Origin of the sequence: Spiroplasma endosymbiont of Asaphidion curtum (assembly GCF_964031085.1) — a bacterium.
In the GTDB taxonomy this organism is placed as follows: domain Bacteria; phylum Bacillota_I; class Bacilli_A; order Mycoplasmatales; family Nriv7; genus Nriv7.
Window position 1 is genome coordinate 141,766 of record NZ_OZ035001.1, and the last position, 23,985, is coordinate 165,750.

19 protein-coding genes are annotated in these 23,985 nt (G+C 25.0%); 13 read left to right on the forward strand and 6 right to left on the reverse strand.

Annotated features, from left to right (window positions below; genetic code table 4):
* Positions 1–51 precede the first annotated feature (51 nt).
* A complete protein-coding gene (locus tag AAHJ00_RS00900; RefSeq protein ID WP_342223478.1) occupies positions 52–1,002 on the forward strand; it encodes an IS30 family transposase in 951 nt (316 codons plus the stop codon).
* Positions 1,003–1,232: 230 nt separating this feature from the next.
* Here AAHJ00_RS00900 and AAHJ00_RS00905 read toward each other — a convergent pair.
* Positions 1,233–2,056 (reverse strand): IS5 family transposase gene (locus AAHJ00_RS00905; protein ID WP_342223477.1). Its coding sequence is split into 2 segments (ribosomal slippage): positions 1,233–1,660 and positions 1,660–2,056, totalling 825 coding nucleotides; the frame shifts between segments, so codons are not numbered across the junction.
* Positions 2,057–2,270: 214 nt separating this feature from the next.
* Between AAHJ00_RS00905 and AAHJ00_RS00910 the strand changes: the two genes are divergently transcribed.
* Entirely contained in the window at positions 2,271–2,456 is a 186-nt protein-coding gene (locus AAHJ00_RS00910) for a hypothetical protein (RefSeq protein ID WP_342224177.1), read from the forward strand.
* 878 nt (positions 2,457–3,334) lie between these two features.
* On the opposite strand, the gene uvrC is transcribed toward AAHJ00_RS00910, so the two are convergent.
* The 5 genes from uvrC to AAHJ00_RS00935 all read right to left on the reverse strand — a co-directional run bounded on the left by uvrC (position 3,335) and on the right by AAHJ00_RS00935 (position 10,071).
* On the reverse strand, positions 3,335–5,107 hold the full coding sequence (gene uvrC, locus AAHJ00_RS00915) for an excinuclease ABC subunit UvrC (RefSeq protein ID WP_342224178.1): 1,773 nt from the start codon (positions 5,105–5,107) through the stop codon (positions 3,335–3,337).
* An 11-nt stretch (positions 5,108–5,118) separates the two neighbouring features.
* A complete protein-coding gene (locus tag AAHJ00_RS00920) occupies positions 5,119–5,289 on the reverse strand; it encodes a DNA translocase FtsK (RefSeq protein WP_342224179.1) in 171 nt (56 codons plus the stop codon).
* Positions 5,267–7,891: a DNA translocase FtsK gene (locus AAHJ00_RS00925; protein ID WP_342224180.1), complete on the reverse strand. Its 2,625-nt coding sequence runs from the start codon at positions 7,889–7,891 to the stop codon at positions 5,267–5,269. The genes AAHJ00_RS00920 and AAHJ00_RS00925 overlap by 23 nt, the downstream gene beginning before the upstream one ends.
* A 31-nt stretch (positions 7,892–7,922) precedes the next feature.
* Positions 7,923–9,578, reverse strand: coding sequence for a ribonuclease J (locus tag AAHJ00_RS00930; RefSeq protein WP_342224181.1), 1,656 nt, complete (start codon positions 9,576–9,578; stop codon positions 7,923–7,925).
* 208 nt (positions 9,579–9,786) lie between these two features.
* Positions 9,787–10,071, reverse strand: coding sequence for a hypothetical protein (locus tag AAHJ00_RS00935; RefSeq protein WP_342224182.1), 285 nt, complete (start codon positions 10,069–10,071; stop codon positions 9,787–9,789).
* Between the two features lie 402 nt (positions 10,072–10,473).
* On the opposite strand from AAHJ00_RS00935, the gene AAHJ00_RS00940 reads away from it, so the two are divergent.
* From AAHJ00_RS00940 to aspS, 11 genes are all read left to right on the forward strand, one after another.
* Positions 10,474–11,262 (forward strand): IS30 family transposase, encoded by a 789-nt coding sequence (locus AAHJ00_RS00940; protein ID WP_342224591.1) that lies wholly within the window; start codon positions 10,474–10,476, stop codon positions 11,260–11,262.
* A gap of 247 nt (positions 11,263–11,509) precedes the next feature.
* Positions 11,510–11,965 (forward strand): UPF0236 family transposase-like protein, encoded by a 456-nt coding sequence (locus AAHJ00_RS00945; protein ID WP_342224183.1) that lies wholly within the window; start codon positions 11,510–11,512, stop codon positions 11,963–11,965.
* Positions 11,966–12,105: 140 nt separating this feature from the next.
* Entirely contained in the window at positions 12,106–12,816 is a 711-nt protein-coding gene (locus AAHJ00_RS00950) for a UPF0236 family transposase-like protein (RefSeq protein WP_342224184.1), read from the forward strand.
* A gap of 1,001 nt (positions 12,817–13,817) precedes the next feature.
* Positions 13,818–14,183 carry a transposase family protein gene (locus tag AAHJ00_RS00955; RefSeq protein ID WP_342224592.1) on the forward strand — a complete coding sequence of 122 codons (366 nt, stop codon included), beginning with the start codon at positions 13,818–13,820 and terminating at the stop codon, positions 14,181–14,183.
* A 64-nt stretch (positions 14,184–14,247) separates the two neighbouring features.
* Positions 14,248–17,187: an AAA family ATPase gene (locus tag AAHJ00_RS00960; RefSeq protein WP_342224185.1), complete on the forward strand. Its 2,940-nt coding sequence runs from the start codon at positions 14,248–14,250 to the stop codon at positions 17,185–17,187.
* A 66-nt stretch (positions 17,188–17,253) separates the two neighbouring features.
* The gene (phoU, locus tag AAHJ00_RS00965) at positions 17,254–17,919 is read left to right on the forward strand and encodes a phosphate signaling complex protein PhoU (protein WP_342224186.1); all 666 of its coding nucleotides are present in this window, start codon (positions 17,254–17,256) and stop codon (positions 17,917–17,919) included.
* A gap of 324 nt (positions 17,920–18,243) precedes the next feature.
* Positions 18,244–18,636, forward strand: a complete 393-nt coding sequence (locus tag AAHJ00_RS00970; protein WP_342224187.1) for a transposase family protein — start codon at positions 18,244–18,246, stop codon at positions 18,634–18,636.
* Between the two features lie 164 nt (positions 18,637–18,800).
* Positions 18,801–19,208 (forward strand): transposase family protein, encoded by a 408-nt coding sequence (locus AAHJ00_RS00975; RefSeq protein ID WP_342224188.1) that lies wholly within the window; start codon positions 18,801–18,803, stop codon positions 19,206–19,208.
* Positions 19,209–19,381: 173 nt separating this feature from the next.
* A complete protein-coding gene (locus tag AAHJ00_RS00980; RefSeq protein ID WP_342224189.1) occupies positions 19,382–20,869 on the forward strand; it encodes a DUF2130 domain-containing protein in 1,488 nt (495 codons plus the stop codon).
* 116 nt (positions 20,870–20,985) lie between these two features.
* Entirely contained in the window at positions 20,986–22,263 is a 1,278-nt protein-coding gene (gene hisS, locus AAHJ00_RS00985) for a histidine--tRNA ligase (protein WP_342224190.1), read from the forward strand.
* Positions 22,263–23,951, forward strand: a complete 1,689-nt coding sequence (gene aspS / locus AAHJ00_RS00990; RefSeq protein WP_342224191.1) for an aspartate--tRNA ligase — start codon at positions 22,263–22,265, stop codon at positions 23,949–23,951. The genes hisS and aspS overlap by 1 nt, the downstream gene beginning before the upstream one ends.
* Positions 23,952–23,985: the final 34 nt, after the last annotated feature.

The following is a 23,985-nucleotide window of genomic DNA, read 5'->3' on the forward strand; positions in this document are numbered from 1 at the left end:
ATTTCATGATGCTAAGTTTATTTTAGAAAAAACAAAGCAAGGAGTTTTTATATGGGTTACAAACATCTTGGCATATATGAAAGAATTTATATTGAGAATCAATTGAAGTTTAAAGTAAAAATTAGTGAAATAGCTAAAAATCTTAATCGAAGTATTAGTACTATTATTCGAGAAGTCAATAGAAATAAAGATAGTAATCATTATTTTTCATTAATTGCACAAAATAAAGCAGAAAACAGAAAACAATCACATGTTTATTTTCATAAGTTTAAAAATAGAGAATTAGTAAAATATGTACAACAAAAATTACTATTAGGTTGATCGCCTGAACAAATTTATGGCAGAATTAAAAATTTTCATAAAGAATGAATTATTAGTTTTAAAACAATTTACAATTGAATTTATTCTGGATTACTTGAAAAAGTTACTAATAAAAATTTAAGAAGAAAAGGTAAGAAACGAAAATCTCAAGAAAATCGCGGTAAATTTAATGGTAAATCAATTAAAGAACGAAATATTAATGTTAATAATCGTATAACTGTTGGTCATTGAGAAGGTGATACTGTAGTATCATCACGAGGTAAAAGTAAATCATGTTTAATAACTTTAGTTGAAAGAACATCAAGATTTACTTTAGCAATGTTAGTTGAAAATAGAACTACTAAAGTTGTTAACGAAAACATTAGCCATTATTTATCAATTCTTCCAAATAATCTTGTTAAGACTATAACATTTGATAGGGGTAAAGAATTTTCTAATTGACAACAACTTGAAAAAAATTTAAATGTGAAAATTTATTTTGCTAATGCGTATTCGCCTTGACAAAGAGGTACTAATGAAAATACTAATGGTTTAATTAGAGAAAAATTTCCTAAAAAATTTAATTTTTCAAATACTACTAAAAATGCAGTTCATAAATTTATATTGTCTTTAAACCAAAGACCAAGAAAAATACTAAATTATCTTTCACCAATCGAATATTTGGTTAGAAAAATAATTTAGTTGCACTTAATTTTACAATTTGGCTTATAACATATATAATTTTATATAATAGACTTCTTGCATTACTTATTAAAATAATTACAAATTATTTGTAAATAAAAAATACTATATAGTAATTTCTAACTTTTATTAGGTTAATACTTATGGATTTTATTAAATGTGTAAATTTTGACACAACAAAAAATTATTTTATTATTTAAATTTAATTTTAAATAAATATTTTATGTTATCTATAATTGCAAATTATAAATTGAAGCAATTAAATTAAATCTTAAACTAAATCGTTTTCTACGATTACGATATTTTTCAGTAATAATTTTAAATTTTTTAAGAATAGCAAAAATATTTTCAATAATAATTCTCATTTTTGAAATTAATTTATTATTATGTTTTTGTTCTTTATTTAAAGGGTTTTTCTTTGTTTTTTTCTTAGGTATTAGAACATTACTATGAATTTTTTGTATTCCTTGATAACCATTATCAACTATTAATTTAGTATTTTTTAAAATTGGGATTTTTGATTCTTTAAATAAACAAAAATCATGCTTTTTACCGAGAGAAAAATTTGTTGCAATAATTATTTTGCTTTCTTTTTCAATAATTACTTGTGTTTTAATAGTGTGTTTTTTCTTTTTTCCTGAATAAGATTGTTTTTGTCTTTTTTTGGGCGTTGAATGGGTGTTTCTGTAGCATCAATAATAATTGTTTTATCATTAAAATAATCATTTATTAATGCTTTTTTACCAGCAAGTTGTTGAAAATCAGGATGTTTGATTAAAATATCTTCAATTCACTTGATATTTCGATAACAACTAGCTTCACTAATATCAAAACTTTTACCAAGATGAAAATAAGTACGATATTCTCGTCAATATGATAAAGTCATCAATAATCTATTTTCTAATGATAATTTATTATTTTTACCACCTCTTTTAAACTTTTTTAACTCAGCTTCTTTTAAAATATTTAACATTTTATTAAAAGTACTTTGCTTTATTCCAGTTAATCGTAATAATTCTTTATCATTAATAAAATTAAATTTATCAAATTTCATAATCTTAAATTCCTTATAATTTCTATTTTAAATATATTTTATAGGAATTTTGTTTAATAAATAAGTAATGCAAGAAGTCTAATATATGTTATAATTAAAACATAAAATCTACAAATAAATTATATATTTTTTCTTTTTTAATCAAATATTTTATTATTTTATGATAAAATCAAAATAAATCAAGATATAGAAAGAAAGAAAGAAAGTGAGGCCTATGCATAAATTTAGTCGTCAAAAAATCTTATTAAAGAAAATACAAGAAAAAGAATTTACTCCCATTAACGATTTAATTACTTTTGTACAAAATAATTATAGTTTTACAGCAATTACCGTTAGAAGAGTTCTAAAAGAAGTTGCTAAAGAAGGCCACATTAAATTATTACACGGTGGAATTAAATAAACTTGGTACATAACCCTCAATTTTATCTACTATTTTGATAATATTAAAGGTTATGTACCAAGTCTAATATACAATTTATTACTGTTTAAGTAATGATAACGATCTTCTTTTTCTTTAACGACATTTTGTTTACTATCTTTGACACCTGACATTCATCAATGAAAATCTTGTAATAATTCTTTTGGATAATTTTCTTTAATTAAATTATTCCTGGGCGTATAACAAAGAGGTAGGGAAAATTGTAGCTTGTTGGGAATTAACTCACTTATCTCATTCAAGAGGATGAAATGGTTTATTATTTAACAGATTATATGCTGATGATGGCGATGATGGCGTATTATGAAGAAATGTTTCATCTAAATCAACAGCTACAACAAGAATAAACTCATTTTCTTGGGTTTGATTAATTGTCAGTTTATTATTTTCTCATTTCACAAGATTATTATTTAATTTACCCTTAGTTAATGCCTTCTCAATTTGCTTTTGTTTTGCGATAACTTGATTATATAAGTCTTTTTTTAAGCGATATTGCGTTAATAATTGAGCTTTTCTTTCAGCAGAAATTGCTCATAATACTGACTGTAAAGCTCCATATTCATTAGCAACAGTAGTTAAATTATCTTTACTAGTATGATTACAAGATACTAAAAAGTTAGAACTTATTGTTATGGTACAATCGTTAATAACATATTTTTTAATACTTTTTTCATATTTAATACTTCTATATTTAGTTTATAAATTTAATCATTGCATTTTATTTTCAATAAATAATATCCTCCTTCTATTTTAGTAAAAATAAAAATGCTTATAATTTTATATAAGCATTTTAACATCAAATTAGCAATAAATTTTTCGATCTAGCGAATAAGATTTCTAAATTAATTATCTTTTAAATAAGCAATTAATTCTTTTGTTGTTGTTTTATTTTTAATAATAGCATTTAATTCAGCAAATGAAACTGCTTTCATTTTTGTTAATGTTTCAAACTGTTGATATAACTTTTTAATAGTTAACTCACCTAATCCTTTAACTTTTTTTAACGAATTAACAAATAAAGAATTAGTTCGTTGTTGACGATGAAATGAAATTGTATAATTATGTACCTCTTCTTGAACTTTAGTTAATCAATGAAATAAAGCACTCTTTTTAGCAATATCCAATCGATAACCTTTGTTATCTAATAAATAATCAGTTTTATGATGACTATTTTTAATAAGGCCAACAACTGGTAAATTAATATTTAAATTTTTCAATTGCAACTGCACACTATCAATTTGTAACTTGCCACCATCAACAATAATTAATTCCGGCATTGGTTCCTTATTTATTAATTTTTTTCAATAACGACGATAAACTAAATTTTGTAAATAATGATAATCCCCTTGTTGTTCAATTTGAATTTTATAACGACGAAACAGTTTTTTAATTGCTTGACCATTTTGATAAACAATAACTCCTCCAATAACATTATCATGTCCTAAATTAGCAATATCCATAATTTCAATATATTGTGGCGTCGCGATTTTTAAAATATTTCCTAATTGTTCAACAATCTCATAATAACGATATTTAATTTGATAGGAATCAACAAGTTGTTGCTTTAATAATTCTTGAGCATTCTTAGTAGCTAAAGAAATAATTTCTTGCATTTTTTTAGTAATCTTATTAATAATTTTAATATTTAATGCTTCCGCCAAATCATGTAAAACAATATTAGCAACATATAATTCTTGGGGAACAGTATTGTTAGTATATAACTGTTGTAAATAATTTCTCATTGCATCAGTTAAATCATCATTAAATAAAATAAAAATTTGTTCATCTTTAGAAAGCAATTGTCCATTACGATAAAATAATGCTGTTATTGATAATTTATGATCTTTAATAGCATAACCAATAAAATCACGATTACGAAAATCAGGAAATTGAACAAATTGATGAGAAATAAATAATTGTAACTTATCTAAGACATTTTTTAATCTTTGCGCTTCTTCATATTGTAAATTAATCGCTGCTTGTTGCATTCGCTCAATAATTTTATTTTTAATATTTTGATTTTTTCCTTGAAAAAAATCATTAATTTTCTTTTTCATCAACGCATAATATTCCCAAGGAACCTCTTTAAAACAAGCACCGGAACATAATTGCAGATGATAATATAAGCATGGCGTTCCTAAACCTCCTTTACATCTTCGCAAAGGAAATAATTGTTGCAATATCTTTAAAACTTCTCTAGCTCCTGTGCCATCAGGAAAAGGACCATAATACTTACCATTATCTTTTTGAACTTTACGAACAAAACGATATTCAGGATTATTTTCATCAGTAATTTTAATATAAGGATATGTTTTATCATCATTTAATAAAATATTATATCGGGGGCGATTATCTTTAATTAAATTATGTTCTAACAATAATGCTTCTTTTTCATTAATTGTTAAAATATAAGCAATATCAGCAATTTCACGAACTAATTTAGTAGTTTTAAAATTATGAACTTTATTAAAATAATTATTTACCCGATGCTGAATATTTTTTGCTTTACCAACATAAATTAATTGCTGAGTTTCATTATAAAACTGATAACATCCCGGACTTTGTGGTAAATTTTTAATTTTTTCTTGCAAAACAAGGGGTTTAACTCACATCATTATTAAAATTCCTATTCTTTATTCATAATCAAAACTTCACGAGGTTTAGACCCATTTTGGCGAGCAACAATACCATTAGTTTCTAAACTATCAATTAATCTTGCTGCCCGATTATAACCAACACCAAATCTTCGTTGAATTAATGAAGCTGATGCCTTTTTATTCGCAATCACAAATCTCATCATACAATTCATCATCTTCACCAGTAATAATATGACTAGTATTCATCTTTTGTGTTAATTCATTTAATTGCTCATTAAAATGAGGCTTTTGTTGTTGAGAAATAAATTTAATTAAGGCACTAATGTCTTCGTCATTAATATATACCCCTTGAGCTCTAGTTGGTGTTATTTGTCCATAAGGAGCAAATAGCATATCACCACTACCAATTAATTTTTCAGCTCCCATACTATCTAAAATTGTTCTAGAATCAATTGAAGAACTAACAGCAAAAGCAATTCTTGATGGAATATTATTTTTTATAACACCAGTAATAATATCCGTTGATGGTCTTTGAGTTGCAATAATTAAATGAATTCCTGAAGCTCGTGCCATTTGCGTTATTCGCATAATACTCTCTTCAACTTCTTTTCCAGCAACAACCATTAAATCAGCAAGTTCATCAATAATTATTACAATATAAGGTAATATTTCCTCAATTGCCACCTTTTGATTATAACTAGCAATATTTCGCACTCCAATATTAGAAAAAATAATATATCTTCGTTCCATTTCACTAATAATTTGTTTTAAAGCACGATTGGCTTTTCTTAAATCAGTAATTACGGGTACTAATAAATGTGGCAAATCATTATATACCGATAATTCAACGCGTTTTGGATCAATTAACAAAAATTTTACTTCGTGCGGTTTAACCCGAAGAATTAAAGAAGCAATAATACTATTAATACAAATTGATTTTCCGCTACCAGTAGCGCCGGCAATTAGTAAATGTGACATTTTATCTAATTCCACAAATAAAATTTTTCCCATTACATTTTTTCCAATTGCCATTAATAATTTACTATCTTTCTTATTCAAAGGAACATTTTCCATCACTTCACGAATCGTAACTAATGCTGGTGTAATATTTGGAATTTCAATTCCTACTGCTGACTTGCCATGAATTGGTGCTTCTAAACGAATATCTTTTGAGGCTAAAGCTAACTTAATATCATTTTCTAACGAAGTAATCTTACTTACCTTAACTCCCATTCCTAGTTCAATTTCAAACTTAGTTACTGCCGGCCCAATATTAATATTAGTAACTCGCGCTTCAATATTAAATTGTTTAAAAAGACGATGAATTTTTTCAACATTATTTTTTGCGGTTTTAATATTTAAATCACGATTAACACTAATTATTGGCTTTGTTAAAAGACTAACTGGTGGTAATTGATAATTAGGATTAATTATTGAAGGAAAGTAATTACTTGGCAGCATTATTGAAGAAGAAACTTTATTATCCAAAGGATTAATCTCTTCAATAAATTCTGGTGACAAATTATCACTAATAACAACTGCTTGTTTTGTTTGATTATCTGATTGATCAATAATTGAAAATACCTCATCTAATGCTGATGAACTAGTTGGATAAGATTTTATTCGTTCTTTTTGAATTGGCGGTTGTTCCTTATTAAAAGGTGTTAAATAAGTATTAGCAGCAAAATCTTTACGCGCCACATCTAAATCCATTAATGATGTTTGATCATAACCAAAATCATCACGAGAAAATGCTTGTTGATAATACTCTTGTTCTTTAATTACTTTTTCGTTAAGATTAATTTTTGGTGTTAAATTAGAATCTCAATTATCAATATGATGATAATTTTTATTACTATAAATATCATCAAATAATAAATCTTCATTCATTAATGAATGATGTAAATTAACCGATGGTAATTTAATCGTAATATCAGAATTTTTTGTTGTATGTAAAACTTGCCGATCATTACCATTAATATTTTTAACATTAACAGTTTCAAAATATTGCTGATATTTCTTCTCAGCATTTTTCTTATTTTTAACATTCTTTTTAGCCATAAAACTAACAACATGTAAACTATTATGTTTCTTATTAACTTTTCATTGATAATGATATCAAGGATTTCCTGTTAAAATTCATGAAATAATCGTTGTTAAAAAAACTAAACTACATGTTAAAGAAACAATTGTTGTTAAATAACCAAATATTGCTGAAAATAACATCCCAATAAATCCGCCACCAGCAAAAGGAATAAAATATGAGCCATTAATATGAAAAAATTTCTTAATATCTAATCGTTGCATAAAAAGAGAATTTTGTAATCAAATATTAGTATAAGAACTAATAACTTGTGAAAATCAATTTTGTTCTGCATTAATAGCATAACGATTATAATCAATCAATAATACAATATCATTCACAAATCAACAAATAGCTAAAACAAGTAATATTATCATTACTTGAACTCGTTTCTTAATTCTAATTTGAATACCACTAAAAATTGCAAAGCTAACTACTAAAATAACAAAATAAACAATATATTTAAATCATCCAAAAAGAAAATTGAAAAAAACATCATCCAAAAATTGACCAATAACAGTTAAACGAGCAATCGCCAAAATACTAGCAAAAATAATGAACAAAGCTCATATTTTCCCACCAATTTTATCACTACGCCGAATTGTCTTCTTTAACTGAATAATTTTGGATTTCTCTTGTTGTTCTTGTTCATATTTTGTAGCAATGCGAGGATTATTTTCAAACTCGACAAAATCACTACTTATTTTATCGCTTTTCATCCTTTTATCTCCTCATTTTTTTAAGTAATCTTTAATTTATCTCATTAATTATTGCTAAAACCATTGGATTTTTGCCTGTTTCTTGACGACATAACTCTTGTAACTCACTACGAATTTGATTTTTAACTATCGTACCATCAAACTCTGATTTTTTTTGATGTTCTTCAACAATGGCACGAACTTTAGTTTGCATTTTATTAGTTAATTCCTCATCATCCTGAATAAAAACAACCCCACGCATTTGCACATCAACTAAAGAAACAATCTCTTTACTACGACGATTTAATGTAATCCCACTAATTAAAACTCCATCGCGAGCTAATTGCTTTCTTTCATTCAAAACAACAGCACCAATATCACCAACCCCAAGACCATCAACATAAATATTATTACATTTTAAAGAAACTGGTGATGGTCCTAATTTACCATTAATAAACTCTAAAATTTGACCACTATCCTTAATTAAAATATTATTAATTAGAATTCCTGCTTCTTGAGCACTATTTTGCGCACTAACAAAATTTTTATGTAATCCTTTAACTGGCATAAAAAATTTTGGTTTCATAATTCCAATCATCATCTTAATATCTTCATATGAAGCATTCATATCTCACACTTTTTTATCGGATAACGCCATAAAACAAGCATCAGTTCTTGCTAATTCATCCAATATTCTCGCATGTTTTAATTCATAACCAGGAATGGGTGGCGTTGCTAAAATCACAGTATCTGACTTTTCTATTTCTAAATGCTCATCATCACCACTAATAATTTTATATAATCTTGTATAAAGTCGCTCACCACTACCAGTAACAAAAATTACTGAATTGTCATTAATAGCATCACTAGTTAAATTTCTAAACTTAATTTTATTAAATTGCAAATAAGTTCCTGACTTAAATTCTTCTAAAATTGATTTTAATGTGCCCCCCATAACGATGGCATCACGATTAGTTTCACTAACCAACTCCAAAATTTCACTTATTTTATATAAATCCTGTTCATGACAAGCAATAATAATTTTAGACTTTGCTGCCTTAAAAGTTGATTCCACTAACTTCTTACATTTATGATTAGGTGCCGTATAATCATTACGACTAGCATAACCAGAATCACTCATCAATAATAAAATTTTATTATTAGCAATTTTTGCTAAGTGCGCCATATTCGTAGCAAAATTACTTCGTTCTTCACTATCAAAAATATAATCACCCGTATAAACAATAGTTCCATCAACAGTCTTTAAAGCAAAACCAAAACTTCCAGGAATACAAGTTGTCGTATTAAAAACTTCAATTTCATTATCACCAAAAGATAAAATATCCTTTTCTTTAATTTCAATTAACTCATTTTCACTATGTCATACTTTAAACTTGTGCAGTTTTTGTTTAATTAAAAAGATTGTTAACTTACTAGCATAAATAGGAATTTTAATATCCTTTAAAAGATATGTTATTGCTCCAAAACATTCCTCTGATGGTTTAGAAATAAATAATCCTTTAATTCGATTAACATTTTCTTTCAAATAAGAAAAATCAGGAATAACGGTATCAACTCCTAACGCTTCTCGTTCAGGGATTTTACTACCAGCATCAAAAATAAATATATCACGGTTAACTTCCACCACATACATATTTTTCCCACGTTCATCAAGTCCCCCTAATGCAAAAACTTTTATTGTTGCCATAATTATTTTTTCTCCTCTATATTTTCTATATTTAATATAATTTTATTTTAAAATATTGCTTTTATTATTATAACACATTAGACTTGGCACATAACTATAACATTTTGCACCTACCAAACTATAAAATTCACTTTCATCTTTATATTTATCTAACATTTGTGCTTCATCTAGAAAATAATATTATCAAAATAGTAGATAAAATTGAGGGTTATGTACCAAGTCTATTTCCATATCTTTCTTTTTTATTAAATTTACAATTGCATATTAATTGTTTATATTTTGAATCACAAGTTATCACATTATCTTTACAAAAATTAGGTTGCTCAATAATTAAATTTTCATCTCTTAAATGATTAAAATTTTGATTATGTCTTTTATTTACTCTTGAATCACAGCATATTTTTTTAATTAAATGATTATTAAATTCCAAATTTTTATTTAAATGTCATAAAGATTCTTTTACTTGAGAATAATCATTTCTTTTCATCATCATTTCCTGTAATACTTTTTTCAAACAAGCATCTTGTTTTTCAACTAAACAACTATGTCTGGGCACATAAAGTTTTGTTAGGTGGGAAAAGGTTTAAATAAGTATTAAGACAGTCAGGGGCACATAAAGTTTTGTTAGGTGGGAAAAGGTTTAAATAAGTATTAAGACAGTCAGGGGCACATAAAGTTTTGTTAGGTGGGAAAAGGTTTAAATAATTTTGAAAGAAAAGCAACTAAAAATTTATTACCTTTTTACTTGAAAAATAAGTAATAAAACAAAATATTTAATATTAGCCAAATTGTAAAGTTAAGTGCAACTAAATTATCTTTCACCAATCGAATATTTGGTTAGAAAAATAATTTAGTTGCACTTAACTTTACAATTTGGCATCATTATTTTTCATTAATTGCACAAAATAAAGCAGAAAACAGAAAACAATCACATGTTTATTTTCATAAGTTTAAAAATAGAGAATTAGTAAAATATGTACAACAAAAATTACTATTAGGTTGATCGCCTGAACAAATTTATGGCAGAATTAAAAATTTTCATAAAGAATGAATTATTAGTTTTAAAACAATTTACAATTGAATTTATTCTGGATTACTTGAAAAAGTTACTAATAAAAATTTAAGAAGAAAAGGTAAGAAACGAAAATCTCAAGAAAATCGCGGTAAATTTAATGGTAAATCAATTAAAGAACGAAATATTAATGTTAATAATCGTATAACTGTTGGTCATTGAGAAGGTGATACTGTAGTATCATCACGAGGTAAAAGTAAATCATGTTTAATAACTTTAGTTGAAAGAACATCAAGATTTACTTTAGCAATGTTAGTTGAAAATAGAACTACTAAAGTTGTTAACGAAAACATTAGCCATTATTTATCAATTCTTCCAAATAATCTTGTTAAGACTATAACATTTGATAGGGGTAAAGAATTTTCTAATTGACAACAACTTGAAAAAAATTTAAATGTGAAAATTTATTTTGCTAATGCGTATTCGCCTTGACAAAGAGGTACTAATGAAAATACTAATGGTTTAATTAGAGAAAAATTTCCTAAAAAATTTAATTTTTCAAATACTACTAAAAATGCAGTTCATAAATTTATATTGTCTTTAAACCAAAGACCAAGAAAAATACTAAATTATCTTTCACCAATCGAATATTTGGTTAGAAAAATAATTTAGTTGCACTTAACTTTACAATTTGGCTTATTAAAATAATTACAAATTATTTGTAAATAAAAAATACTATATAGTAATTTCTAACTTTTATTAGGTTAATACTTATGGATTTTATTAAATAGACTTCTTGCATTACTTATTAAAATAATTACAAATAATTTGTAATTATTTTAATAAGTAATGCAAGAAGTCTAATGTAAAAACCTTAGAAAATAAGCATTGATTAAACTTATTTACAACTCACAAAAATATGTACACCAACAAATGTGAACAATTAGCTAATGAATACAAAAAATTAGATGAATACTTATATAAATACCATTATCGGTTAAAACAAGGTTATAAAGTATTTCATTTTGCATGAAGAACAATTATTACAATTTTTGGTGAAGTTATTTTTAAACGACGCCGATATAAATATTGAAATCAAAAATCAGGTAAATTTGAATATGTATGTTTATTAGATAAAGAAATTGGCTTATTGCCTAAACAACGCATTTATTTTGATGTTCAATTTAAAGTTTTAAGTCTTTTGGGTGATGGTAAACGCTATCGTGATATTTTAGATGCTCTAAATCATTGTTATATTTCAAAAGCTAGTATTTCAAGTATTTTAAATAAATACGATATTGCCGAATATTTTCAACTAGCAGAAAAAGAAACTAAAACTAGAATTGATGTTAAAAATAAAGATTTATTCAATTAGATGAGACATTTTTAGCGACATTAGATCGGAAAGTTAAACAAGACCAAAGAATTCGTTTAGTTACTTTTCATACCGGACATAAAGAAAAAAATTACAAAAATGCTCGTAGAGCGTTAGAAAATAAACGAGGTCATTTTCTAATGTTAAAAGTTGGTAAACGAATAAATACGATGGATTATCGTGATTTATTAATTAGAGAATTACAAAAACATTATGTGAATATTAATTATGACAAAATAATTGTTTGTGGCGATGGCGCTACTTGAATTAGAGAAATTGCCAATAGTTTCGGTAATGTTAGATATATTTTAGATGGTTATCATGCTATTAAAAAATTAAAACAAACGGCATTTAATATTATTTTTGAAAATCGCAAAGTAGCACTAAATAGTTGAATTAAATTATATAAGGATGGAAATCATCAAGAATTAATCAAAAACATTCGTAATGTTGTTAAAAATGAATTAAATAAAGATATTAAAACAATTTTAAGAAAGGCGAGTAATTATTTCAGTAATAATAAGCATGGTATTCATCATCAAAATTTAGAATGAAATATCGGTTGTAGCATTGAAAGTGATGTATCACATTTAATAAAACAACAATTAGGATATGGAGCAAAAATATATAATCATAAGAATTTAAATAACCTATTACATTTAAGAATGGCAAATTTAAACAAATTAAATGTATTGCATTATATTAATGAAAATATTAATTCAGAAATAGAAATCAGAAAAGAAATATATAAAACTTCATTATGAAATAAATATAATAATAAAAATGATGATAGTTGAATTAATTATAAAGGTAATATTGTAACAAATAAATATAATAGACTTCTTGCATAACCTATTAAAATAATAAAAATTTTAAATTTAACCACTTTAAAATAAACATTTTTCTAAAATCTAAAATAATTTTGATAACAATTAACTAGGTTATGCAAGAAGTCTAATAGATTTAAGTAAGTAAAAATATAAAATTAATATATATTTAGTTAAAATTTAATAATAATTAATAATTTTTATTGTAGACTTGGTACATAACTATAACATTTTGCACCTACCAAACTATAAAATTCACTTTCATCTTTATATTTATCTAACATTTGTACTTCATCTAGAAAATAATATTATCAAAATAGTAGATAAAATTGAGGGTTATGTACCAAGTCTTGTGTAAAAATTCAATAATATGATAAAATGGTAATGAATAAAAATGACAATAACAAGAAAGGTATGGTTAGTTTAGTAATTAAATAATATAATTAGCTGATTGTTTTACTTCTTAAAAGCAATACCTAAGAAAACTAAACGCGACCCTAATGAAGCATTAGAATTGCTACAACTTGAACTTAGTGATTTTGCTATTAATTTTACGCATGTTGATTATTGAAGAATTTGTTCTCGAGTTAGTCAAGACATTGAATCTCGTAATATGTGAATTAAACAATTGCAAAAAAATATAATATTAGTCATGTTAGTTGTATTCGTAATATCTTTTGAGTTGAAAATATTCTAATAAAAAATAGTCACTTTCATATACCTGGCAAAAAGATATTATTGGAAAATAAGGGTACTAATAATAATTTATTAGCAATTGATGCTACAGAAATTCCAATTAGACTTGGTACATAACCCTCAATTTTATCTACTATTTTGATAATATTATTTTCTAGATGAAGTACAAATGTTAGATAAATATAAAGATGAAAGTGAATTTTATAGTTTGGTAGGTGCAAAATGTTATAGTTATGTACCAAGTCTATTGAAAGAATTAAAAAAAACTAAAATTATTATTTTCTGGTAAGAAAAGGCAACATTCATTAAAATCGCAAATAATTATTGATTTATTTAACAATAAAATTATTTCAGTAGATTTTTGTTATGGCAGTATTCATGATTATAAGTTATTTTTAAAATCAAATACACTTATAAATCCAAAATTAGAATTAATTGCTGATTTAGGATATCAAGGTTTGCAAAATGTTCATAAAAATACATTATTGCCAATTAAAAAGAGTAAAAATAATCCTTTAAATCCAGATAAAAAGGAATATAATAGCTTTTTAAGTAAAGTTAGAATTGTCATTGAACATGTTTTTGCTAGATTAAAAAGATTTAAAATACTAGTTTATCGTTATCGCAATAAGATTAGAAGATTTGGATTACGATTTAACTTAATTTCAGGAATATATAATTTTGAATTAAGCTAGTTATAGTGTACCAAGTCTATAGTTAAAATATATTGTTATAATAAAATTTGTGAGGTAGATAAATATGGTGTTTTTAAAAAGATTAGAAGCTTATGGGTTTAAATCGTTTGCCAAGCCAACAAAAATAGTTTTTGAACACGGTATTATTGGTGTTGTTGGCCCTAATGGTTCTGGTAAATCTAATATTAATGATGCTATTCGCTGAGTATTGGGCGAACAATCAATTAAATCATTACGAGGTGATAATATCCAAGATATTATTTTTCAAGGTAGTAGTGAATATCCACAGTTAAATATGGCGGAAGTTAAATTAATTTTTAATAATAAAAAACGCATTTTTCCCATTGACTTTGATGAGGTAGAAATAACTAGAAGAGTTTATCGTGATAATAATGAAAATGAGTATTCAATTAATAAAAGTCGTAGCAGATTAAAAGATGTTCAAGAATTAGTATTGGGTACTGGTTTAAGTAAAGGGTCGTTAGCTATTATTAATCAAGGTAATGTAGCCAATTTTTCACAATTTAAACCAGAAGAAAGAAGATTATTATTTGAAGAAGCAGCTAATGTTTCTAAGTATAAAAAACGCAAATTAGAGTCAGTTCGGAAGTTAGAAAAAACTGAAGAAAATTTAGTTCGCATTAATGATATTATTATTGAGATGGAAAGAAATATTAATTATTTGCGTCGTCAAGCTAAGAAAGCACAAGAGTATGTTATTAAAAAAGAACAATTAACAATTATTGAAGTGGCTATTTTAGTAAAAGATATTACTAGTCAGTATGAAGAACTTCGTGATTTACAATTAGAAATTAAAAGATATACTTCTCAAACCGAAGATTTGAGTGTTCAAATTACTAATTATGATAATAAAATTAATTTGTTGCAAGAAAATATTTTCACTATTGATAATAAAATGCAAGAGTTAGGACAACAATTAGATGATCATCTTAATCAATTAGAACTATTACAAAATGAAAAAATATCACAACAAAATGAAAAACAAGTTAATGGTAATAATCAAGTTCAAGATTTAGAACAAGATGCTAATAATATTAATCAAGAAATTTTACAACAAACTAAATTAATTACTGAACAACAAAATATGATTGATGATTTTCAAAAACAAAGAATTTTATTAAATGAAGATTTAGAAGTTGCCGTTAAAAAGTATAATCTCTTAAATAAGGAAATTTATGAATTAAAAAGTAAACAGGATTATTTAATTGATTTGCAAAATAATAATACTTATTATTATCACGGTGTTAAAACAATTTTAAATAATAGACTTCATTTAACAGGGGTTATTGATACTATTGATCGGTTAATTAATGTTCCTAGTATTTATCAATTAGCTATTCAAGAAGCTTTATCTAGTAGTATGCAACATATTGTTGTTGAAAAGGATAGTGATGCTATTCGTGCAATTCAATTTTTAAAAGCTAATGAAGGTGGAATTGCAACATTTTTACCATTAAATAGTTTACGGATTCAAATGATTAATAATGAGGATTTATCATTATTAAAAACTCAAAAAGGTTTTATTGGTGTTGCTTATGAATTATTAACTACTAATGTTAAGTTTGAACCAGTAATGCGTTTTTTATTAGGAAGAATAATTATTGTTGAAAATTTAGCACAAGCAAATGAAATAGCACATTTAACATATCGGAAGTATCATATTATTACTTTACAAGGTGATGTTATTCGTCCTGGAGGCAGTATTAGTGGTGGTCATAAAAGAGTTAAGCAGTTTTTATTTAATAATGAAGAGCAAGTTAATAGTTTAAAAACTAAAATTAGTGAATTAGAACAATTAGTTCAAACTTATTATCAAAAATGACAAAATATTAAAGAGAAACTAATAACATTAAATAATGAATTAGAACAAAAACAATTGCATTTAGGTAAGTTTCAACAAAGTAAACAAAGTAATGAACAAAAACAAAGAATAATTCAACAGGAATATCAATATTTAACAAAGAAAAAAATGCGAGTTAGTAATAATTTCAATCAACCACTTGATGAACGACTAATGTTGGAAAATAAAATTAGTAATTTAAAGTTAGAAAAATTAAAAATTACTGAACAACAACAAACACAAAGAACTTTACGAGAAACTTATAGTAATCAATTATATTCATTAACTTTAGAAATAAAAAAAATTCGTGCTGAATATAAAAATCAAGAGAAACTATTACAAGAATATAACTATCAAAAATTAGCAATTGATAATTGTTTACAACAAAATTTAGAAAGATTAGCTCAAGAATATCGTTTAACTTATGAATATGGTTATGAAAAGTATGGTCAAGATCCGATTGGTGATATTAAAAAAGTTCGTGAGCAAATTATTTTATTACGCCAAGAATTACAAGATTTAGGGCCAGTAAATATTGATGCTATTTCTGAATATGAAACAATTAATGAACGATATCAATTTTTAAAAGCACAAGAACAAGAATTAAATAATGGTAAAAAACAATTACTTAATGCTATTAAAGATATGGATGAAATTATGATAACTCGTTTTGATACGACCATTAAAGATATTAATAAGGTTTTGCCAGAAACTTTTAAAGTTCTTTTTGCGGGGGGCACTGCTAGTTTAACATATACTGATCCTAATAATATTTTAGAAACCGGAATTGATATTTTAGTAAATTTACCAGGAAAAACTATTACTAACTTGAATTTATTATCAGGTGGTGAGAAATCACTAGTAGCTTTAGCAGTGCTTTTTGCAATTTTAAAGGCGCGTCCTTTACCAATTGTTATTCTTGATGAAGTGGAAGCACCATTAGATGTTGCTAATGTTGAAAGATTTGCTAAGTATTTAAAGTCTTTTGCTACCAAAACACAATTTATCGTTATTACGCATCGCCCAGGAACAATGGAAAACTGTGATACATTGTATGGCACAACAATGCAAAGTAAAGGCGTTACTAAAATGGTTGCTATTAGATTAGAACAAGCAAAAAATTTAGTTACTTCTGCTAATTAATTATTGTGTATTATTAATATGATAAGTGTAAAACATTAATGATTTAATCCAATGGAGGTTATTAAAATGTTAAGAACTAAATTTACTATTGAGATTGAACGCTTGAAAAATAATATTATTGAATTATTTAATTTAACAATGAAACAACATAAAGAAGTTATTAAGGCCTTAGAAGAAGAAAGTATTAGTAAATGCAAAATAATTGTTGCGAATGATAATAATATTAATAAATTTTATGCTGAAATTTTAGATAGTGCCATTTGAAGAATTGCTAAGCAACAACCAGTTGCTAGCGATTTACGCCATATTATTGGTTATATGTCAATTGCCAAAGAATTAGAAAGAATTTCTGATTATGCTCGTAACATTGCTAATTTTTTTTTAAAAGCTAAACCACCAGTTAAATATATTAAGTATATTGGTCAATTATCTAAAAAAGTTTTAAAAATTATGCAGTTTATTATTAAAATTCTTGCTGATGAAACGCAATGAGGTAAGAAAATTATTCAAACTATTGTTAGTTTAGATGATATTGTTGATACTGAATATAATGATATTAATACTTTGTTAATTGATTTAGTTTTAGATAATGTTACTGAAGATAAAATATGAATTTATACAGGAATTATGCAACAATTAAAATATTTAGAGCGAGCTGGTGATCATTTAGTTAATATTGCTGAAACCTTACTATTTATTTCTCAAGGAACTCATTATGAATCAGGAAGATAGTATCAGAACAAGTTATTGTAATAATTACAAATATTTGTAATTATATTTTTATTTATATAAGAAATTATAAAAGTTTTAGTAATAAAGCATTTAGAAAGAACTTATATAAAATTTATTATAGTTAATGAATTAACAAAGTATTAATATTGTTATTTTTAAAATATCTAGTAATTTTTATTAATACTTGCGATTGAAATGAAGTAGTTTGAAAATATTATTATTTAATTAAAATTTCGTTAATTATATTAATTTTAAATAGACTTGGTACATAACCCTCAATTTTATCTACTATTTTGATAATATTATTTTCTAGATGAAGTACAAATGTTAGATAAATATAAAGATGAAAGTGAATTTTATAGTCTAATAGGCATAAAATATAAAACTTTCATGAAAATGGTAGAAATTTTAAAAGAAGCTGAAGCTAAACAAAAACAAATTGGTGGTAGACCAAATAAATTATCAATAGAGCAAAGATTACTTATGAGTTTAGAATACTGAAAAGAATATAGTACATATCGTATTATTGCAAAAAAATATAATATTAGTCATGTTAGTTGTATTCGTAATATCTTTTGAGTTGAAAATACTCTAATAAAAAATAGTCACTTTCATATACCTGGCAAAAGGATATTATTGGAAAATAAGGGTACTAATAATAATTTATTAGCAATTGATGCTACAGAAATTCCAATTGAAAGAATTAAAAAAAACTAAAATTATTATTTTCTGGTAAGAAAAGGCAACATTAGATTTGATACATAACTATAACATTTTGCACCTACCAAACTATAAAATTCACTTTCATCTTTATATTTATCTAACATTTGTACTTCATCTAGAAAATAATATTATCAAAATAGTAGATAAAATTGAGGGTTATGTACCAAGTCTATTCATTAAAATCGCAAATAATTATTGATTTATTTAACAATAAAATTATTTCAGTAGATTTTTGTTATGGCAGTATTCATGATTATAAGTTATTTTTAAAATCAAATACACTTATAAATCCAAAATTAGAATTAATTGCTGATTCAGGATATCAAGGTTTGCAAAATGTTCATAAAAATAGATTATTGCCAATTAAAAAGAGTAAAAATAATCCTTTAAATCCAGATAAAAAGGAATATAATAGCTTTTTAAGTAAAGTTAGAATTGCCATTGAACATGTTTTTGCTAGATTAAAAAGATTTAAAATACTAGTTTATCGTTATCGCAATAAGATTAGAAGATTTGGATTACGATTTAACTTAATTTCAGGAATATATAATTTTGAATTAAGCTAGTTATAGTTATGTACCAAGTCTAGTAAAGAAAAATGTCTTTTTTGTTTATAGAAGGAGACATTTTATTTTTTAAAAATTAATATAAAATGTTTAGAAAATAATCTAGAATAGAAATTTATTTCAGATTGTTAATGATAATATTAATTTATAAAATTAAAAAAAGGGTTTAACTAATGTCATTTATAATTCAATGTCCACATTGTCATCAAGAAATTACCGAAAAAGATTTTGAAAAGAGTCATCAAGCAATATCACATTTACAACAATTTTTTGATCGTAAGCAACAAGAATATGTTAGTAAGTTAAAACTTCAATTAAAGGATAGTTTTGAAAAAGAAAAACAAAAAAACATTAATATTTCACTAATTGAAAAAGAAAAAGAGTTAAATGAAAAACATCAACAAACTTTAGATAATTTAAAACAACAATTAAATGAGGCTAACAGCAATTTAAAATCCCAAGAAGAAAGAAAAAACGCTGATATTAAAGCTTCTGTTTTTGAGCAAAAAAGCAATATTGAAAAAGAAAAACAAAAAGAAATTGATGAAATTAATGATACTTATCAAAAGAAAATTGATGAGTTAAAATCTGAAATAAAAGATTTAAATATTAAAGAAAAAATTAATGAATCTCAACTGGAACAATTGCTTACAAAAAAAGAACTTGAAATTACTAAAAATAAGCAACAGGAAATTGATTTATTAAAGGATAAAATTAGTATTTTAGAAACCGAAAAGAAAACAAAGGAAGCAGATATTAAGGTTATTTTGGTTGAAAAAGAAAAAGAGTGAAGTAATTTACAACAAAATAAGTTGGATACTTTAAATAAAGAGTATCAGAAAAATATTAATGATTTACAAGAGAAAAATCATCAATTAGATATATTAGTTAAAAATAATGAATCTAATGTCAAAACATTAGTAGCAGAAACTAAAAATGAAATTATTAATTCTAAACAAGAAGAAATTAATAAGTTAATTGATGAAACAACTGAATTAAAACTTAAATTAGAACAAGGGCGAAATATTAGAACAGGAATTTTAGGAGCTAATTTAGAAAATGATTTTGCAGGTAAAATGCCATCGTTTTTCCCAAATGACCATTTTGAAAAAACAACTAAAACCATTAATGGTAAAAAACCTGATTTTAGGTTAGGAGTTTTGAATGATGAAGAAGATAATAAAGTAGTTGGTAATATCTTATTTGAATTAAAAAATCAAGAAAAATTAGATAGTAAATGGGAGGAAAAATTAGCAATTGAATTAAAAGAATGAAATGCTAAGTTTGGCATTATTGTTTGAACTTATGCTAAAGCACCATTTAGTCGTTCTTCAAAATATCGTGATATTTTTATTATTAATACTGACCTTGAAATTATTGCATTAATTGTTAATATTTTAAAATTTTTAATTAAAAAAGAATTTGCTTTATCATCACAATCTTCAACTAATAAAAATGATCAGGAATTTAAAGAACGCTTTAATAATTGATTACAAGATGAATTTAGTTCTTTAATTGGTAAAGCGATGCAAGAGTTTGCTAAGTTTGATAAGAATATTCAACAAATTCAAAATTCTAATGAGAAATTAAAAACTGTTAAAGAGAACTTACAAGAAATATTAATTGCTAAAATTGAGGTTTCTTTAAAAAAATTATTGTAGTTTTAAAAGACTTCTTGTTGTTAAAACAACAACAAGAATTTTTTATTGAAAAATTTTTAATTTTTATAAATAACTAGTAAAATTAGTAGTGAAAGTAAGTCTAAGGAGAGAAATGTATGGAATATAAAGCCCCCAGAGGTACTAATGATATTTTACCAATCCAAAGTAAACAACGATATCAATTACAACAAATTTTACGAGATATTGTTAAAAAATATAATTATGAAGAAATTAGTACGCCGATATTTGAACAGTATGAATTATTTCAAAGAACTGTTGGTGTTAATAGCGATATTGTTAGTAAAGAAATGTTTAACTTTCAAGATAAAAAAGGTCGTGAATTAGCACTTCGCCCTGAAAATACAGCGCCAATTGTTAGAGCAGTAATTGAAAATAAGTTAATTGATGCTTTAGGATTACCTTTAAAATTATTTTACTATGGAGATATGTTTCGTTATGAGCGACCACAACGAGGGCGTCAAAGACAATTTACGCAATTTGGTGTGGAAGTTTTTGGCAAAAAAACTATTTATTTAGATGCTGAAATTATTTGTTTAGCAATGGATATTGTTAGATCTTTAAAGATTAATAATATTATTCTTAAAATAAATTTTTTAGGAGCAAAAGCAACTCAAAATAAATATCAACAAATTTTAAAAACATTTTTACAAGATATAAGCACAACATTATGTGCGGATTGTCAAAGAAGGATTACTAAAAATACCTTGCGAGTATTAGATTGTAAAATTGATCAAAATATTAAAAATTTACCAATAATTAGTGAAACTTATTCTCTCGAAGAAAAAGAATATTTTACAAGGTTAATAAAGTTATTGGATAATTTAAAAGTTAAATATGAGATTGATAGTAAATTAGTTCGTGGTTTAGACTATTATAATGATACTGTTTTTGAAATTATTAGTTTAGAGAAGGGTGTTGAAGGACAGAATACATTAATTGGCGGCGGTCGTTATGATAATTTAGTTGAGGAATTATCAAAAAAACAAAAATCAGTTCCAGCAATTGGTTTTGCAATTGGGATTGAAAGATTACTTAATGCTATTGAAAATCATTCAGACTTTATTAAAAAAATGCCTCCATTGGTTGATGTATACATTATTGCTTTAACTGCTACCGGTTATGAATTAGCAACTAATGTATTATTAACTTTAAGAAGTAATAATTTTATTAGTGATATGGATTATGAACAAAGGAATATTAAGTCTCAGTTTAATGTTGTTTCTAAATTAGATTGTCGTTTTGTTATTATTATTGGTGATAGCGAAGTTAAAGAAAATAATTTAACTATTAAAAATCAGCAAACTAAGGTAGAAGAAAAGATTAGCATTAATGAATTAATTAATTATTTGAATGCAAATAAGGGAGATAAATAATGAGAAGTCATAATTGTGGTGAATTAAGAGAAAAAAATGTTAATTTAGAAGTTAACCTTTGTGGTTGAGTTCATACAATTCGTAAACTTAATAATTTAATATTTTTAGATTTACGCGATCGTTATGGAATGACGCAAATTATAATTAATAGTGAAAATCCTAACTATGCTCTTGCTAAAAGTTTAAGCACTGATGATGTTATTAAAGTTGATGGTATGGTAGTACTTCGTAAATCTAAAAATAATAATTTATCAACAGGAAATATTGAAATTATTTGTACTAATTTAGAGTTAATAAATAAATCACAAGTATCACCATTAGATAATGAAAGTTTAGAGGAAACGCGTTTAGAATACCGATTTTTAGATTTACGGAGACAAGTAATGCAAGATAAAATAATTTTGCGCCATCAAGTTATGCAAATAATGCGTAATTTTTTAAATAATAATAATTTTTTAGAAATTGAAACGCCAATTTTAGCAAGCACAACTCCTGAAGGAGCAAGAGACTATTTAGTTCCGGCAAGAAATCAAAAAGGACATTTTTATGCATTACCACAATCACCACAAATATTTAAGCAATTATTAATGGTTGGTGGTTATGATCGCTATTATCAAATCGCTCGTTGTTTTCGTGATGAAGATTTAAGAAGTGATCGCCAACCAGAATTTAGTCAATTAGATTTAGAAATGAGTTTTATTGAACAAAATGATATTATTAGTCTTTTAGAGCAAATGATGCAGGAAATAATGTTAAAAACTAAAAACATTAAACTAAAAATACCTTTTTTACAATTAGATTATGAAGTGGCAATTGATTTATATGGTAGTGATAAACCAGATTTACGATATGATTTAAAACTTATTGACCTTAGTTTAATGAATACTAGTACTAGTGAAAAGAAAACTACTAAAGCAATTGTTGTTTCTCAGTTATTAACTGATTTACAATTAGCAGACCTAAAAGTTATTGTTAGTCAATATCAGGCGGGACAGTTAGAATATATTACTTATGACAATAAAGTTATTGTTTCAGAGTTATTAACTAATAAAGCTGAAGATATCATTAATCATTTAGCAATTAGTAATCAAGCAACAGTTTTAATGATTACAAATGATTATGAATTGGCTTGCAATACAATGGGAGCAATAAGACAAGTTATTATTAAACAATTAAATCTTATTGCTAATGAAGATTATCAATTTTTATGAGTAGTAAATTGACCATTATTTGCTTATGATAATGAAAGCAAAAAATTTGTTGCTGCTCATCATCCATTTACGCGTCCTAATATTAAAGATGAAATTGATTTTACTAGTAATCCGATGCTAGTCAAGTCTCAGGCTTATGATTTAGTATTGAATGGTTATGAAGTTGGTGGTGGTTCAATGAGAATTCATAGTCTTGAAATGCAACAAAAAATGTTAGAGTTTTTACAAGTTTCTGTTGAAGAACAAAAGGAAAAATTTGGTTTTCTTTTGAATGCTTTATCCTATGGAGCACCAATTCATGGTGGCATTGCTTTAGGATTAGATCGTTTAATAATGTTATTAAGTAATAGTCATAGTATTCGTGATGTGATTGCTTTTCCTAAGAATACTAAGGGTAGTGATATGTTAACGCATGCTCCTAGTGTTGTTAAACAAGAACAATTGGACATTTTGGGGTTAAATGTGGTAAATAGTTAGTAAAATATAGGTATTTTATGGAAAATATATTAAA